We start from the raw sequence: 14961 nt of genomic DNA on the forward strand, positions 1-14961 counted from the left end.
ATCTGAGTAAAATGCCGAGTGGAATTTTAGTGATTGACAAGCCCGCCGGGTGGACCTCCATGGACGTGTGCGCCAAGATTCGGGGGATTCTCCATGAGAAGCGGGTGGGCCACGGCGGAACCCTGGACCCCATGGCCACCGGCGTATTGCCGGTGTTTGTGGGACAGGCCACCAAGGCTGTGGAGTTCGCGGAGAACAGCCGCAAGGAGTATATTGCCGGGCTGCGGCTGGGCCTCGTCACCGACACCCAGGACACCACCGGCGAGACGCTGGAGAGCCGCCCGGTCGCAGTCTCCCGGCAGGAGCTGGAGGCCGCGCTAGACCGCTTTCGGGGGGAGCTTCAGCAGATACCCCCCATGTACTCCGCCGTAAAGGTACAGGGGAAGAAGCTCTATGAGCTGGCCCGGAAGGGCCGGGAGGTGGAGCGGAAGCCCCGGCCGGTGAATATTTACGCCCTGGAGCTGCTGGAACAGGCGGGGGAGACGGATTACCGCCTCCGCTGTGTCTGCTCCAAGGGCACGTACATCCGCACCCTCTGCCACGACATCGGGCAGGTCCTGGGCTGCGGCGGCGCCATGTATGCGCTCCGCCGCGCCATGGCGGCGGAGTTCACGCTGGAGGAGACCGTGACCATTGAGGATGTCCAGGAGCGGGGCGAGGCGCTGCTGAGGCCTGTGGACAGCCTGTTTGCCCGGTATCCGGCCCTGACCGTCCGCTCCGCGGGGGTGGAGCGGCGGGTCCGCAGCGGCGGCGGCTTCACCGAAAGGGAGCTGGCCGACGGCACCTACCGGGTCTATGGGCGGGAGGGGGAGTTTCTCTGCCTGTCCCGGGCCTGCGGCGGCGAAGTGACCGCCATCAAAAACTTTTTTGGAGCGTAACCATGTCCATGAAGGAACGAGTGATAGCCCTGGGTTTTTTCGACGGAGTCCATCTGGGTCACGGGGCTCTGCTGCGCCGGGCCGCGGAGGCCGCCGCAGAGCGGGGCGCGGTCCCCGCCGTGTTCACCTTTGACCGTCCGCCCAAGGAGGTGGTCACCGGGGTGCCCTGTCCCCTGATCAACTCCCCGGAGGACCGCAGGGAGCTGGTGAGCCGGCTGTACGGCATTCGGGAGGTCATTATGGCCCCCTTTGACCACGAGATGATGACCACCGGCTGGGAGGACTTCATCACGGAGATCCTGGTGGGGCGTTACCACGCCGTCCATCTGGTGGCGGGCCACGACCACCGCTTTGGCCACAAGAATCAGGGGACGCCGGAGCTTTTGAAAGAGAAGTGCGCCCAGCTGGGACTGGGCTGCGACATCATTCCAAAGGTGGAGATTGGGGATATCACCGTCAGCTCCACCTACATTCGCCGCCTTCTGGAGCTGGGGCAGACGGAGCGGGCCGCCCGGTTCCTGGGCCACCCCCACACCCTGGCGGGAACCGTCCGCCACGGGCGGGGCGTTGGCTCGACCCGGCTGTTTCCCACCGCCAATCTGGTGATTCCGTCCCATGTGCTGGTGCCCAGCCACGGGGTGTACGTCACCCGGGTCTATCTGCCGGATGGGAACCATTACGCCGCTGTCACCAACGTGGGTACCCGTCCCACCTTGGACAACGGCACAGATATCACCGTGGAGGCCTGCATTCTGGACTTCCAGGGGGATTTGTACGGGCAGACTTTGCGGGTGGAGTTTTACCGCCACCTGCGGGACGAGATGCGCTTCGACTCTCTGGACGCCCTGCGGACCCGGATCGCCGCCGACGCGGAGACCACGAGACGGTATTTTGAAGAGAATCCCGTGTGAGATAAAAGCAGTGTTTCCGAAAACGGCCCCGCCAGGAAGTGTTTCTTTTTCCGCGGGGACGGTATGACAATGGGTTTGATGGATTTGCCGGAGCATGGGTGATTTGAGCAGGGGAGACGGAGGAATATGATGCAGATTTCAAGCAGGTTTACGGTTGCGGTCCATGTGCTGATCTGTATTGAGATGTTTAAAAACGACCATAAAGTGACCAGTGATTTTCTGGCATCCAGTGTAAACGCAAATCCGGTTGTGATCCGAAGACTGCTGCAGCAGCTGAAAGCGGCCGGGATTGTCCGCGTTGTGCGGGGAACCGGAGGCGCAGACACGGCAAGACCCATAGATCAAATTACGCTGCTTGACATCTATAACGCTGTGGAGTGCGTGGATGATGGTGAGCTGTTCCATTTTCATGAAAATCCAAATCAGCGCTGCCCGGTGGGGAGAAACATTCATGCGGTTTTGGACGTGAGGCTTGAGAAAATTCAGGGAGCAATGGAAAATGAGATGAAGTCAGTAACCATACAGGACATTCTGACGGACACGCAGAAACGGATTCTGTGACCGGACCGCCGTTTGGACACAGGGGGGAATTTTTTTCAAAACTTGATGTAACTATTGACATTACAATATGTCGGTGATATAAATATTGATGTACTGATAATGGTTACAACAAGAGCTGGAGGTAATATTATGACAAATTTTAAGAAGGCAAGCATTGCGCCGGACGCGAGGACAGAACTGCACGATATCCTCTCTCTGACCGGAGCGGAGATCAGCGTCAACAATCTTCCGGCAGGAGCCTGCGTTCCGTTCATTCACTCTCATAAGAGCAATGAGGAGATATATGCGGTTCTCACAGGAAGAGGCAGGGCGGTTATCGACGGAGAGACAGTGGAACTTTCGGCTGGCGATTGGGTCCGCGTCGCTCCGGCGGCAAAGCGCCAGTTCTCTGCGGCAGAGGACTCTGCAATCAGCTTTATCTGTATTCAGGTCAAGGCCGATTCCCTGGAGAGCTATACGGGGGATGACGCAGTTATAGAAAATCCCTGAAAGCGGTTCTCCTGCGTTATCTGCCGGTAATATCAACGTTTGGGAATTACATTGCAGAAAGCGGCCCCACAGACCGAGATGGCCTGTGGGGCCGCTGTTTTTCTGTAGGATCCGGCGTATTTCAGATCAACGCCGCCACCAGCCACACAAGGCCGATGCCCGCCGCCCCCATCAGAGTATACAGCGCCGGGCTCAGATCCCGCCAGGCCCGGCTCAGCCGTCCATGGCCGCTGCCGGTGTAGCTGCGGGCCACCCGCTTGGCCTCCTCCACCAGCTCCCGGGAGGTGACCCCCTCCCCGGCGGCGTCGTTGCGCACGATGAAGATTGCCTGCTCAAAAAACCGCTGGTCCGGGGAATCCACCACCACGACCCGCCTGGAAATACCTTTTACCATGTTCCTCCATGCCTCCAACTAACCATTTGAGATACTTCCATTTTTCCGCAGAGCGGGAAATTTTATACTGCCTCGCGCCGGATTACACCTTTTTTGCCGCCCCCTCCCTGGGCCGGTACAGCACCTGAATGCCGCAGTCGTCCTGGAGGCGCTCACGGCGGATGCTCTCCGAAAGAATCAGTCCCGCCAGGATCTGGGGGTCCTCCCCCTCCCAACCGGCCAGCAGGTCCTGGAGCCACTCGTCCCGGCCCGGGTCCGCCACACCGTCGCTGATCATCACCGTGAAGCCGCCGGGGTCAAGATTCACCTTGGTCACGTCCGGCGCCGCCGGGGCGCCCCGGAGGCCCGCCGGCAGGGTTCTGCCGGTGATCCGCCGGACCACGCCCCCCTTTTTCAGGTAGCTGGGGGCCGCGCCGAATTTGTAAAAGGCCGTTTCCCCGGTGGCAGGGTCGCAGGTACAGAGGTCGATGGTGGTGAAACTGCCGGTCTCCGCCCCCCGGAGGGCCATGGCGGAGTTCAGCGTCTTCAGGGCCGCCTCCGGTTCCACCCCCGCCTCCAGGAACTGGCGCAGCAGCCGGCAGATCAGGGAGGACTCCTTCCGGGCGGCCTCGCCGCTGCCCATGCCGTCCGCCAGCAGGAGGCACCAGACGCCGTCCTCCCGCCGGAAGGACACCACCGTGTCTCCGCAGACGGTTTCCCCCTCCCGGGGGCGTAGGGCCGCCCCCACCCGGCAGGGAGGGGCGGCCCCCGCCGCCGTCACCGGCTCTCCCAACCCTGCGGCGGTGGCGGTCAGCAGTTCGGAGAGCTGGGCGTACTGCCCCTTGGCGCTGCGGCGGGTTTCCTCCAGCTGGCGGCGGTACTGCCGCCGCAGAAGAAAGGCGGACAGCTCCCCGTTAATGGCGGTCAAAAAGTCCGGCAAATGGATGCACCGCCCGGTGAAGTAGGTGGGGAAGTCCTTGGGCAGGGCCCGGCCCCGTTCGAGAAGGTAGGGCGTGGCGTCGTTAAAGGCGTTGAAGGTGCCGGTATACTCCTTCTGCCAGCACAGGTCGCACAGGGCGCAGCCCTGGCAGACCCGTTCAGCCGCCCGGTCAAAGACGATGGCGGGATTCTCGTCGGTGGTGGGAGGCGTGCGGCCCATGCTGTCATACAGGTCCCGCAGGGCCGCCGCCGCCCGGTTCAGCTGCTCTTTCAGCCGCCCGCCGGCAGCGGCGGCAGTTACCGGGCTTTCCGCCTGCTGTACCCGCCTTCCGCCAAATAGGCGGCCCGGCAGAAGCAGAAAGAGGGCTGAGCCGACGGAGGATTCCAGCAGCAGCGGCCCTGCCAGGGGGGTCTGGGCCGGCAGCAGGACTGCCAGGGAGGAGACGAAGAAGGCAAGCCCCGCCGCGGCCCGTCCGCCGGGGAGGCGGCTTCCGGCCAGCAGTCCTCCCAGACCGTAGGCGGCGGCAAACAGGGGGCCCCCGGTGTTTGCGCACAGGTCCGCTGTCAGTCCGGCCCCCAGGCCTGCGGCGGCCCCAGCCGAAGCCCCCTTTTCATAGGCGGTATAGGCCAGCAGCAGGCACAGCAGGGCCCGTCCCACGGAGACGCCGGAGATTGTGAGGTCGCTGACGGCGGCCAGCAATGCTGCCGCCAGAAACAACAGGCTCTCCGGGGCTGGCCGGTCCTCCGCCGGCCGCAGCAGGGGGCGGAAGAACCAGGAGGACACCCCTGTCAGCGTTGCAGCGGCTATGTAGGGCGCCAGATGCTCCGCTGGAGCCAGGGACTGGATGACGTAGATGCCGCCCACGGCGGCAAAGAGTGCGGCGGATACCAGAGGCATGAACAGCGGCCGCCTCCACAGGGCGGTCCCCTGAAAGGTAGCAGAGGCGGTGAGGACCAGGACGCCCGCCGCCAGGAAGGGCAGGGCATCGCCAAAGTCTAGAAACAGCAGCGCACCTGCCCCGGCGCCGGCCAGGGCGGCAATCCCATCGCCCCCGGGGCCCGCCGCCGCGATACAGCCCAGGGCAAAGGGGGCGTGGCCGTCCGGCAGCTGGCTGGCGGTCAGAGCCGCCGCCAGAAAAAAGCGGATTCCCCAGGACAGCAGGTGCGCCGGCGGCTGCCGCCGGAGAATGATTTGACCGTATCTCACAGCTTGTCCCTCCAAAAATCATGGTTTTCCACCAGTTTATCCTGTGGAGGGAGAGAATCCCGTCGGGAAAAGTGAGAGAGCGGATTTCCCGCCGGGGAAATAGGGGGATTTTGTGGGAATCAAATTCCCCGGTTTGGCGCCGGGAGGTCACATCTATTGACGGTTTCCAATATTTCCGGTAAAATAGACCAGAATATAAGAAGCAGATACCAATTTTGAAAGAGAACAGGAGAGGTGCCCTCTATGGCGACTTCATTCATCGATAAAGCCCGCATCACGGTTCAGGCCGGCAATGGCGGCAACGGCGTGGTGGCCTTCCACCGGGAGAAGTACGTGGCGGCCGGCGGCCCCGACGGCGGCGACGGCGGCCGGGGCGGCTCTATCATCCTGGTGGTGGACGACAATATGTCCACGCTGATGGACTTCCGTTACAAGCGCAAATATGTGGCCGGCAGCGGCGGCGACGGCCAGGGCAAGCGGAAATCCGGCAAAGATGGGGAGGATCTGGTGATCCGCGTTCCCCGGGGCACCTTGGTACGGGACGCGGAGACCAATGAGATCATTAAGGACATGTCCGGCAAAGAGCCCTTTACCCTCTGCAAAGGCGGCCGGGGCGGCTGGGGGAACATGCACTTCGCCACACCTACCCGGCAGGTGCCCCGCTTTGCCAAGGCGGGCCTCCCCGGCGAGAGCCACGATGTCATCCTGGAGCTGAAGCTCCTGGCGGACGTGGGCCTTATCGGCTTCCCCAACGTGGGCAAGTCCACGCTGCTGTCCGTGGTCTCCAAGGCCCAGCCCAAGATCGCAAATTACCACTTTACCACCCTGTACCCCAACCTGGGCGTGGTGTGGGTGGACGAGGGCGTCAGCTTCGTCATGGCGGACATCCCCGGCATCATCGAGGGGGCCAGCGGCGGCGCGGGACTGGGCCACGACTTTCTGCGCCACATCGACCGCTGCCGCCTGCTGATCCACGTGGTGGATGTCTCCGGCAGCGAGGGCAGGGACCCGGTGGCGGACTTCGACGCCATCAACGAGGAGCTGCGGCAGTACAGCCCGGAGCTGGCGGAGCGTCCCCAGATCGTGGCCGCCAACAAGGTGGACATCATGGAGGAGCCGGAGAACCTGGAGCGGCTTCGGAACCATGTGAAGCAGAAAGGGTTTACACTGCTTGAGATCTCGGCGGCGGCCCACCAGGGCACAAGGCAGCTGGTGGGCAGGGCGGCGGAGATGCTGTCCGCCCTGCCTCCGGTGACGGTGTACGAGCCGGAATATGTGCCCAAGCCCCCAGTGGTGGACAGCTCAGCCCCCCTGGATATCCGCCGCAGCGAAGACGGCACCTGGCTGGTGGACGGCCCCTGGCTCCAGCGGCTCATGGGCAACGTGAATTTTGCCGACTACGAGAGCCGCATGTGGTTCGACAAGACCCTGCGGGAGTCCGGTCTTTTCCGGCGGCTGGAGGAGATGGGCATCCAGGACGGGGATACGGTTTCCATGTACGACTGGGAGTTTGAGTATCAGCGGTGAGGAGAAATAGATATGCCTGTTTATAAACCGGAGGATTATGGGGAAGTTATTGCCCGTATTCGGAAAAAGTAGTGGAAAACCACGTTCAAATGGAGGCGTGCCTGACGGAAGAGACAATTGCCGCATTTGAGAAAGCCTGCGGCATTCACCTGCCGCAGGCTTACCATATGTTCTTAATGCAGGTCGGAGACGGATGTGAGAGCATGGTTGACGGATTTCAGTTGAACCGGTTGGAGGATCTGGAGCAAAAAGACTTATCCAGGCCGTTCATGCTGGAAAAAGAGTGGATTTGGGAATGTGAGGATGATCGGTATGGAGAGCGGTATGACACCGTTGAACAGGCGATACAGGAAAATGCCGCGGAGAGGTTTGGGATTTTACCGATGTAGGCGTTCAGCCCTGCTGTGAGCGCCAGGACTTTTTGGGATGGTTCGAACTATGGCTGGATCATCCGGACAGCACGGATTATCTGAAAGACTATGTGTATGAGTGAAACATTCTCCGGCTTGGCATTTCTTTGCCCCCCATTTGGCAGACAGACCGTCTGCCAAATGGGGGGCAATTAACATCAGTTCAGCGTATCCGCCGCCTGGGCGAAGAGCTCCGCAATCCGCTCCGCCACGGCGGGGCAGGTTTTGAGCTCCGGGTCGGCGGCCAGCAGCTCCTCCGCCGCGGTCTGGGCCTCTTTCAAAAGACCGGCGTCACAGCCGATGTCGGCGATCCGCAGGCCCGGCAGGCCGTGCTGCCGCTGGCCGAAGAAGTCTCCAGGGCCCCGGAGCCGCAGGTCCTCCTCGGCGATCCTGAATCCGTCGGAGGTTTTTGTCATGACCTTCAGCCGCTGCCGGGTCTCCTCATTTCGGTTGTCGGAGACCAGCACGCAGTAGGACTGGTGCTGCCCCCGGCCCACCCGGCCCCGCAGCTGGTGAAGCTGGCTCAGGCCGAACCGCTCCGCGTTCTCAATAATCATCAGCGAGGCGTTGGGTACGTCCACGCCCACCTCGATGACGGTGGTGGACACCAGCACATCCGATTCATGGGCCGCGAAGGCGGACATCACCGCCTCCTTTTCCTTGGGCTTCATCTTTCCGTGGACGAAAGCAATCCGCAGGTCCGGCAGGGCCTGGGTCTGCAGCATTTGGGCGTACTCCGTCACGGCCTTGCGCTCGTCGGGGACCTCCTCGCTCTCCGACACTATAGGGCAGACCACGTAGGCCTGCCGCCCCTCCGATACCTGCCTGCGGATGAAGCCGTACAGCCGGGGGTGGTAGCTGCCGGGGACGGCGTAGGTCTCCACTGCCCGCCGCCCGGGGGGCAGCTGGTCGATGACCGACACGTCCAGATCCCCGTACAGGATCAGCGCCAGCGTCCGGGGAATGGGCGTGGCGGACATGACCAGAGTATGGGGGTGCCGGCCCTTGGCGATCAGCGCCGCCCGCTGGCCCACGCCGAAGCGGTGCTGCTCGTCCGTCACCACCAGGCCCAGGTCCGCGTACTCCACAGTGCCGGTGATGAGGGCGTGGGTGCCGATGGCAAAGTCGATCTCTCCTGCCGCCAGCTGGGCGGAAATGGATTTTTTCGCCCTGGCCGGGGTGGAGCCGGTGAGCAGGGCGCACCGGATGCCCAGGGAATCCAGCAGGGGGGACAGCCCCTTGTAGTGCTGCTGGGCCAGGATCTCCGTGGGGGCCATCAGGGCCGCCTGACGGCGGTTTTTTACGGCGTAATACACGCAGGCGGCGGCCACCATGGTCTTGCCGGAGCCCACGTCCCCCTGGCACAGGCGGTTCATGGGCGCGCCGGAGGCCATATCCGCCAGGGCTTCATCTATGCACCGGCGCTGGGCGGCAGTCAGTGTAAAGGGAAGAGCCTTGTAAAAAACCTCCATGTCCACGGCGGCGCAGGGGGGGACGGATACCGTCACCCGGCGCTCTCGCAGGCGCTGGAGGCCGATGGCGAAGAGGAACAGCTCCTCAAAGGCCAGCCGCCGCCGGGCGAGGTCCAGGGTTTCCGGAGAGGTTGGAAAGTGGATGTTTTCAAAGGCGAAGCCCGCGTGGCACAGCTGGTGGTTCCGGCGGACGCTGTCCGGCAGGACGTCCGGCAGAATGGCGGCGCAGGCGTCCAGTCCCTGGCGGATGGACCGCCGCAGTACCAGCTGGCTGACCCCGGCGGTGAGGGGGTACACGGGCACGATGCGCCCCGTGACCTCCCGCCGCCCTTCCGGCTCCACCACTGGGGAGATCATCTTCCGCCGGGAGCCCCGGCCCTCGGCCCGGCCGTAAAAAACGTAGGTCTCTCCGGGATGGAGATTGTTTTTGAGCCACGTCTGGTTGAAGAAGGTGACGTCCAGAACTCCGGTCTCGTCCACCGCCCGGAGCTTCACCAGCTCCATGCCCTTCCGGACCCGGGTGACGGTGGGCGCGGCGGCCGCCATGGCCGCGCAGCAGGCGGGCCCGTCCTCCGGCAGCTCCGCGATGGAGCGGAGGACCGTGCGGTCCTCGTACCGCCGGGGGAACCAGGAGATCAGATCCCGCAGGGTGCGGATGTCCAGCTTTGCCAGGGCCTTGGCCCGCTGTTCGCCGATGCCCTTGATGTACCGCACGTCTGTTGCGAGGTCCGCCATCACAATCCCGCCTTCCTGAAAAATTCTGGTTCCATTATAATCAAATTTTGAAAACTTGCAAAGAACTTTGTAACGAATTCCCAAATTCCCCGTCCTATGCACGAAGGAGGTGAGGAGATGCCCGATTTTGAGGAGATCTACCGGCTGTATTTTGCCGACGTATACAAATATATCCTGGCCTTGAGCCGGAACGAGGCCGTGGCGGAGGAGGTGACCCAGGAGACCTTCTTCCGGGCCCTCTCCACCATCGGCACTTTCCGGGGGGACTGCCAGCTGCGGGTCTAGCTGTGCCAGATCGCCCGAAACCGGTACATGGACCTCTGCCGGGAGCGGCGGCGGTTCCGGGATCGTGAGGAGGAGCCGGTGGCCGCTGGCATTGAGGAGGGTTTCGCCGACCGGGACACCGCCAAACGGCTCCACGCGCTTCTCCACGTCCTGCCGGAGCCCTACAAGGAGGTCTTCTCCCTGCGGACCTTCGGGGAGCTGTCCTTTGCCCACATCGGGGAATTGTTCCAGAAGAGCGAGAGCTGGGCCCGGGTGACCTACTTCCGGGCCCGGCAGAAATTGAAGGAGGGATTGGATGAACTGTAGAATCGTACAGGACCTGCTGCCGCTGTACCACGACGGCGTGTGCTCGGACGAAAGCCGGGCGGCGGTGGAGGCGCACCTGGCGGGCTGTGAGGACTGCCGCCGGATGCTGGCGGACATGGACGCGCCCCTGCCGGCGGCGGAGGGAAAAAAGACGGAAAATGCCGCCGCGGCAGTAAAAAAAATCGCCGGAGAGTGGAGACGGAGAAAATGGAGGGCATGGCTGAGGGGGGCCGCCGCCGCCGCGCTGGCCTGCGCCCTGGCGGCAGGACTGTGGGTCCTGGCGACGCAGTGGACGGTCTTCCCGGTGGACCCGGCGAAGATTCAGGTGACAGACCTCCGTCAGCTCTCCGACGGGCGGATTTTGTATCACTTCCGTATTGATGACGACCGGACTCTCCATACAGTCCGCTGGGAGTTTGGCGAGGACGGCGATGTCTGGCTCCTGCCTAAGCGGGCTCTGTATACGGAAAAGCGGGACGAATACTTGTCTATGGCGGACTTTGACCAGGTACTGAGTATTCCGGAGCTGAACGCCTGGGCTCAGGGCAACGGCGTGGATATGGAAACTGTCCGGATCTGGTACGGCCAGGGAGAAGACCGCGTTCTCCTTTGGGAGGAGGGCATGGAGCTGCCCGCCGCCAACCAACGCGACGAGGAGACATACGGCTTCAACGCAGAGAGCGCCGCATACTGGTCCACCCGCCGCAGCTGACAGAAAAAAGACTGAGCCCCAAAAAGCCTCGTCCCGGCAACCGCCCCCCGCAACCTCCAGGAGTGGAGGGGGGTGTGTGCGGGGGGAACGAAGGTTCCCCCTGCGCCATTTCAATCATGGATACATAAAAGAAGCCCCGGGCTTTGGCCCGGGGCTTCTTTTATGTATCCTCGATTATTCCTCGGGGACGATGGCGCCGTTGGGGCAGGTGTCGCAGCAGGAACCGCAGTCCAGGCAAGCGGCAGCGTCGATGACGTAAGCGTCATCGCCCTGGCTTATGGCGCCGGCGGGGCAGGCGTCCGCGCAGGAACCGCAGCTGACACAGGCAGAAGTAATCTTGTAGGCCATGGGAAGCACCTCCATTAGAATTTACGTTCATTGTAGCACAGAATTTCAAAAATGCAAGAGGAATGTTAAAAAGGTAACGTGAAATTTTTGAAAAATTCCCGAAAACAATCCAAAACAGAGTTTGCTAAAGCTAACCGTTCACAATTTGTTTTCAAATTAGTCAAAGAAAGTCAAAAATAACCTCTTGACATTTGCGCGGTCTGTGCTATACTGGCATCAGAACAAAGGTTAAAGAAAGTCAAAGTCAAAATGAACTTACGGAAAGAGATGGTGTCCCATGGGAATTACCGATCTGATCGCCGGCTTCCTCCAGGACAGCCTGGACGAGGCGGAAAACGGTGTGCTGGAAATCCAGCGCAGTGACCTGGCCCAGCGGTTCAACTGCGTGCCCAGCCAGATCAACTACGTGATGAGTACCCGCTTTTCCCCGGAACGGGGCTACATCGTGGAGAGCCGCCGGGGCGGCAACGGGTACATCCGCATCACCCGGGTGCGGGTGGACCGGCAGACGCTTTTGATGCACGTCATCAACACGCTTGGAGAGGCGGTGGACCTGCCTTCCGCCCGGGCGATTCTGGGCAATCTGGCCCAGTCCGGAGCGGTGGAGGAGGACATCTGCCGGGCCCTGGCGGCGGCGGTGAACGACAAAGCACTTTCCGCCGTGCCCCGGGAGCTGCGGGACCAGGTCCGCGCCGCTATTATGAAACAGGTGCTGATTCTCCAGGTATAGCGCCCGTTCTTTGGAATCGTTTGAAAGGTATCAAAAATATATTGTATATAGCAGGAGGTATTTGATTATGAAATGCGAGAATTGCGGTAAGAATGAAGTTACCTTTGTTTACCAGAGCAATATCAACGGCCATGTGGAGGAGAAGCACCTGTGCGCGGAGTGCGCCGAGAAATTGGGCTACACCCAGCGGGTGGCGGCCCAGCATCAGCGGATGATGCAGGGCTTTAACAGCCTCTTTAACGGCGGCATACTGGAGGACTTCTTCTCCCCCATGCCCGGCCTGCTGAACCGGCGGGGCTGGTTGCTGGAGGACCCCTTTGACGACTTCTTTGCCGATATGCCCGCCCTGGGCCCGGCGAAGCAGGAGACGCCGGAGAAGCGGGATGGCCTGGTAGACCGGGAAGAGCAGGGCCGCTTTGCCCGGATGCGGCAGATGAACGCCCTGCGGATGGAGATGAAGAAGGCCGTCCGCCAGGAGGACTTTGAGCGGGCCGCCCAGCTGCGGGACGAGATCCACGCCCTGGAGGCGGAGCACAAGGAGGACGGGGCGGCCCAGTGAGCCGCTCCGAGACGGAGGAAAGGAAGACAAAAGATTATGAATGAGAATAAATTTACCCCCAGGGCAGAGGCGGCCCTGCGGCTGAGCCAGGAGGCGGCGGGAGACCTGGGCCACGGATACGTGGGCACGGAGCACCTGCTGCTGGGTCTCCTCCGGGAGGAGGGCGGCGTGGCTCACGAAGTCCTGACCGAGGCGGGCCTCACCGCCGGTATGGTGGCGGAGATCATCAAAAAGAGCGTGGGCGCGGGCCTGCCCGGCGGCAACCCCGCCCAGGGTCTGACCCCCCGGGCCAAGCGGGTGGTGGAGATCGCCATGGAGGACTCCGTCCGGGGCGGCTGCAATTATATCGGCACGGAGCACCTGCTGGCGGGTATCCTGCGGGAGGGCAACAACATGGCCGTCCGCATTCTGCGCACCGCCGGTGTGGACGCCCGGGGCCTGTACAGCGCCCTCATGCGCAAGCTCAGTGAGCAGCCCCGGGGCAAGGCCGGGGAGGCCAGAGGTTCCGGCGCCTCCCGGGACGAGGGAGGCAAGGGGAAAAACCTCCGGGAGTTCACCCGGGACCTGACCGCCGATGCCCGGGCGGGGAGGCTGGACCCGGTGATCGGCCGGGACGAGGAGATCCAGCGAATGATCCAGATTCTCTCCCGCCGCACCAAGAACAACCCCTGCCTGATTGGAGAGCCCGGCGTGGGCAAAACCGCCCTGGCGGAAGGGCTGGCCCGGAAAATTGTTTTGGGGGACGTGCCCGAGGACCTGCTGGACAAGCGCATCCTCTCCCTGGACCTTTCCGGCATGGTGGCGGGCACCAAGTACCGGGGCGAATTTGAAGAGCGCATTAAAAAGACGCTGGAGGAGGTCCGGCGCTCCGGCGATGTGATTCTCTTCATTGACGAGCTTCACACCATTGTGGGCGCTGGCAGCGCCGAGGGGGCGGTGGATGCCGCCAACATCATCAAACCCGCCCTGGGCCGGGGGGAGATTCGGGTCATTGGCGCCACTACACTGAACGAGTACCGGAAGTATATCGAGAAGGACGCCGCTCTGGAGCGCCGGTTCCAGCCGGTGCAGGTGGGTGAGCCCAGCCGGGAGGCGTCTCTGGAGATTTTGAAGGGTCTGCGGGAGAAGTACGAGCAGCACCACAAGCTCCAGATCACCGACGAGGCTCTGGAGGCCGCCGTGAGCCTCTCTGCCCGGTATATCAACGACCGCTTCCTGCCGGACAAGGCCATCGACCTGATGGACGAGGCGGCCAGCCGGGTGCGGATGGAGACGGAGGAGCCCTCCGAGGAGCTCAAGAGCCTGGAGGAGAAGATTGCCGCCCTGACAAAGGACAAGGAGGCCGCCATCGCACGGCAGGACTATGAGACCGCCGCTCAGCTGCGGGACATTGAGCGGAACTATCAGGAGCAGGTGGACATGGAGCGGGACAAGCGCAAAAAGAGCAGCGCGGAGCACCGCCCTGTCACCGGCGAGGATATCGCCGCGGTGGTCTCCGGCTGGACCGGCATCCCCATCACCCGGATGACCGAGGACGAGGGAGCACGCCTGCTGCGGATGGAGGAGACGCTCCACCAGCGTGTGGTGGGCCAGGATGAGGCTGTCCAGGCCGTGGCCCGGGCCATCCGCCGGGGACGGGTGGGGCTGAAGGACCCCAAGCGCCCCACCGGTTCCTTCCTCTTCCTGGGGCCCACCGGCGTAGGCAAGACGGAGCTGTGCAAGTCCCTGGCGGAAGCCATGTTCGGCGACGAGACCGCCATGATCCGCATCGACATGTCCGAGTATATGGAGCGGCACACGGTCTCCCGCCTCATCGGCTCCCCCCCGGGCTACGTGGGCCACGAGGAGGGCGGCCAGCTCACCGAGAAGGTCCGCCGCAAGCCCTACTCCGTAATTCTCTTTGACGAGATCGAAAAGGCCCATGAGGACGTGTGGAACGTACTGCTCCAGATTCTGGACGACGGCCGCATCACCGACTCCCAGGGCCGCACCGTGGACTTCAAGAACGCGGTGATTGTCATGACCAGCAACATCGGCGCAAAACGCCTCACCGCCGCCGGCGGAAAGCTGGGCTTCTCTGCCGGTAAGGAGGACGAGACCCAGGATGCGGAGCGCCAGTTCCAGCAGGCCCGGGAGGCGGTGCTGGGGGAGCTGCGGCAGACATTCCGCCCGGAGTTTTTGAACCGGATCGACGATATCATCGTCTTCCGCTCTCTCACGGAGGAGGACATTCGGGAGGTGGCCCGCAGAATGCTGCGCACCGTCTCCGCCCGGATGGAGGCCATGGGCGTTCACCTGGACGCCAGCGAGGAGGCCGTGGCGGAGCTGGCCCGGGAGGGCTTCGATCCCAAGTACGGCGCACGCCCCCTGCGGCGGGCCATCCAGAGCCGGGTGGAGGATGCCGTGGCCGAAAAGCTCCTGGACGGCACGTTGAAGGCCGGGGATACGGCAAAGCTCACCGTGGAGGACGAGAAGCTTCTGGTGACGAAATAAGTGAAAGGGCCGGAGGCGTAAGCCTC

16 protein-coding genes are annotated in these 14961 nt (G+C 62.9%); 12 read left to right on the forward strand and 4 right to left on the reverse strand.

Annotated features, from left to right (window positions below; all coding sequences use genetic code 11):
* Window positions 1-11 precede the first annotated feature (11 nt).
* The 4 genes from truB (at window position 12) to QZ326_RS00995 (ending at window position 2839) form a co-directional block, all read left to right on the forward strand.
* Window positions 12-878, forward strand: coding sequence for a tRNA pseudouridine(55) synthase TruB (truB, locus tag QZ326_RS00980; RefSeq protein WP_295740370.1), 867 nt, complete (start codon window positions 12-14; stop codon window positions 876-878).
* Window positions 879-886: 8 nt separating this feature from the next.
* Window positions 887-1789 carry a riboflavin biosynthesis protein RibF gene (gene ribF / locus QZ326_RS00985; RefSeq protein WP_295740324.1) on the forward strand — a complete coding sequence of 301 codons (903 nt, stop codon included), beginning with the start codon at window positions 887-889 and terminating at the stop codon, window positions 1787-1789.
* A 129-nt stretch (window positions 1790-1918) separates the two neighbouring features.
* A complete protein-coding gene (locus QZ326_RS00990) occupies window positions 1919-2350 on the forward strand; it encodes an Rrf2 family transcriptional regulator (RefSeq protein ID WP_295740372.1) in 432 nt (143 codons plus the stop codon).
* Between the two features lie 129 nt (window positions 2351-2479).
* Window positions 2480-2839 carry a cupin domain-containing protein gene (locus tag QZ326_RS00995; RefSeq protein WP_295740325.1) on the forward strand — a complete coding sequence of 120 codons (360 nt, stop codon included), beginning with the start codon at window positions 2480-2482 and terminating at the stop codon, window positions 2837-2839.
* Window positions 2840-2960: 121 nt separating this feature from the next.
* Here the strand turns inward: QZ326_RS00995 and QZ326_RS01000 are convergent, their stop codons facing one another.
* Together QZ326_RS01000 and QZ326_RS01005 are read right to left on the reverse strand one after the other, a co-directional pair.
* Entirely contained in the window at window positions 2961-3233 is a 273-nt protein-coding gene (locus tag QZ326_RS01000; RefSeq protein ID WP_295740327.1) for a hypothetical protein, read from the reverse strand.
* An 82-nt stretch (window positions 3234-3315) separates the two neighbouring features.
* Window positions 3316-5358, reverse strand: coding sequence for a SpoIIE family protein phosphatase (locus tag QZ326_RS01005; RefSeq protein WP_295740329.1), 2043 nt, complete (start codon window positions 5356-5358; stop codon window positions 3316-3318).
* Between the two features lie 243 nt (window positions 5359-5601).
* On the opposite strand from QZ326_RS01005, the gene obgE reads away from it, so the two are divergent.
* Both obgE and QZ326_RS01015 read left to right on the forward strand, forming a co-directional pair.
* Complete coding sequence (gene obgE, locus QZ326_RS01010; RefSeq protein ID WP_295740331.1) at window positions 5602-6885, forward strand: GTPase ObgE; 1284 nt, start codon at window positions 5602-5604, stop codon at window positions 6883-6885.
* A 71-nt stretch (window positions 6886-6956) separates the two neighbouring features.
* The gene (locus tag QZ326_RS01015; protein WP_295740333.1) at window positions 6957-7274 is read left to right on the forward strand and encodes an SMI1/KNR4 family protein; all 318 of its coding nucleotides are present in this window, start codon (window positions 6957-6959) and stop codon (window positions 7272-7274) included.
* Between the two features lie 179 nt (window positions 7275-7453).
* Here the strand turns inward: QZ326_RS01015 and recG are convergent, their stop codons facing one another.
* Window positions 7454-9502, reverse strand: coding sequence for an ATP-dependent DNA helicase RecG (gene recG, locus QZ326_RS01020; protein WP_295740335.1), 2049 nt, complete (start codon window positions 9500-9502; stop codon window positions 7454-7456).
* A gap of 117 nt (window positions 9503-9619) precedes the next feature.
* Here recG and QZ326_RS13340 point away from each other — a divergent pair, with 117 nt between their 5' ends.
* From QZ326_RS13340 to QZ326_RS01030, 3 genes are read left to right on the forward strand one after another with little or no spacing between them, the layout of a single operon-like run.
* On the forward strand, window positions 9620-9787 hold the full coding sequence (locus QZ326_RS13340) for a sigma factor (RefSeq protein ID WP_326171116.1): 168 nt from the start codon (window positions 9620-9622) through the stop codon (window positions 9785-9787).
* Between the two features lie 27 nt (window positions 9788-9814).
* Window positions 9815-10093 carry a sigma-70 family RNA polymerase sigma factor gene (locus QZ326_RS13345; protein ID WP_326171117.1) on the forward strand — a complete coding sequence of 93 codons (279 nt, stop codon included), beginning with the start codon at window positions 9815-9817 and terminating at the stop codon, window positions 10091-10093.
* A complete protein-coding gene (locus tag QZ326_RS01030) occupies window positions 10083-10805 on the forward strand; it encodes a zf-HC2 domain-containing protein (RefSeq protein WP_295740337.1) in 723 nt (240 codons plus the stop codon). The genes QZ326_RS13345 and QZ326_RS01030 overlap by 11 nt, the downstream gene beginning before the upstream one ends.
* A 174-nt stretch (window positions 10806-10979) precedes the next feature.
* Here the strand turns inward: QZ326_RS01030 and QZ326_RS01035 are convergent, their stop codons facing one another.
* On the reverse strand, window positions 10980-11153 hold the full coding sequence (locus QZ326_RS01035; protein ID WP_016320478.1) for a DUF362 domain-containing protein: 174 nt from the start codon (window positions 11151-11153) through the stop codon (window positions 10980-10982).
* Window positions 11154-11430: 277 nt separating this feature from the next.
* Between QZ326_RS01035 and QZ326_RS01040 the strand changes: the two genes are divergently transcribed.
* From QZ326_RS01040 to QZ326_RS01050, 3 genes are all read left to right on the forward strand, one after another.
* Window positions 11431-11883 carry a CtsR family transcriptional regulator gene (locus QZ326_RS01040; RefSeq protein ID WP_295740340.1) on the forward strand — a complete coding sequence of 151 codons (453 nt, stop codon included), beginning with the start codon at window positions 11431-11433 and terminating at the stop codon, window positions 11881-11883.
* A gap of 67 nt (window positions 11884-11950) precedes the next feature.
* Window positions 11951-12442, forward strand: coding sequence for a UvrB/UvrC motif-containing protein (locus tag QZ326_RS01045; RefSeq protein WP_295740342.1), 492 nt, complete (start codon window positions 11951-11953; stop codon window positions 12440-12442).
* 36 nt (window positions 12443-12478) lie between these two features.
* A complete protein-coding gene (locus tag QZ326_RS01050) occupies window positions 12479-14935 on the forward strand; it encodes an ATP-dependent Clp protease ATP-binding subunit (RefSeq protein ID WP_295740344.1) in 2457 nt (818 codons plus the stop codon).
* The last annotated feature ends 26 nt before the right edge of the window (window positions 14936-14961 follow it).

It is taken from the genome of uncultured Oscillibacter sp., assembly GCF_910587525.1.
Taxonomy (GTDB): domain Bacteria; phylum Bacillota; class Clostridia; order Oscillospirales; family Oscillospiraceae; genus Oscillibacter.

Coding starts and splice junctions, on each gene's coding strand:
- truB (WP_295740370.1), top strand. CDS start 12: ATGCCGAGTGGAATTTTAGTGATTGACAAGCCCGCCGGGTGGACCTCC.
- ribF (WP_295740324.1), top strand. CDS start 887: ATGAAGGAACGAGTGATAGCCCTGGGTTTTTTCGACGGAGTCCATCTG.
- QZ326_RS00990 (WP_295740372.1), top strand. CDS start 1,919: ATGCAGATTTCAAGCAGGTTTACGGTTGCGGTCCATGTGCTGATCTGT.
- QZ326_RS00995 (WP_295740325.1), top strand. CDS start 2,480: ATGACAAATTTTAAGAAGGCAAGCATTGCGCCGGACGCGAGGACAGAA.
- QZ326_RS01000 (WP_295740327.1), bottom strand. CDS start 3,233: ATGGTAAAAGGTATTTCCAGGCGGGTCGTGGTGGTGGATTCCCCGGAC.
- obgE (WP_295740331.1), top strand. CDS start 5,602: ATGGCGACTTCATTCATCGATAAAGCCCGCATCACGGTTCAGGCCGGC.
- recG (WP_295740335.1), bottom strand. CDS start 9,502: ATGGCGGACCTCGCAACAGACGTGCGGTACATCAAGGGCATCGGCGAA.
- QZ326_RS13340 (WP_326171116.1), top strand. CDS start 9,620: ATGCCCGATTTTGAGGAGATCTACCGGCTGTATTTTGCCGACGTATAC.
- QZ326_RS13345 (WP_326171117.1), top strand. CDS start 9,815: ATGGACCTCTGCCGGGAGCGGCGGCGGTTCCGGGATCGTGAGGAGGAG.
- QZ326_RS01030 (WP_295740337.1), top strand. CDS start 10,083: ATGAACTGTAGAATCGTACAGGACCTGCTGCCGCTGTACCACGACGGC.
- QZ326_RS01035 (WP_016320478.1), bottom strand. CDS start 11,153: ATGGCCTACAAGATTACTTCTGCCTGTGTCAGCTGCGGTTCCTGCGCG.
- QZ326_RS01040 (WP_295740340.1), top strand. CDS start 11,431: ATGGGAATTACCGATCTGATCGCCGGCTTCCTCCAGGACAGCCTGGAC.
- QZ326_RS01045 (WP_295740342.1), top strand. CDS start 11,951: ATGAAATGCGAGAATTGCGGTAAGAATGAAGTTACCTTTGTTTACCAG.
- QZ326_RS01050 (WP_295740344.1), top strand. CDS start 12,479: ATGAATGAGAATAAATTTACCCCCAGGGCAGAGGCGGCCCTGCGGCTG.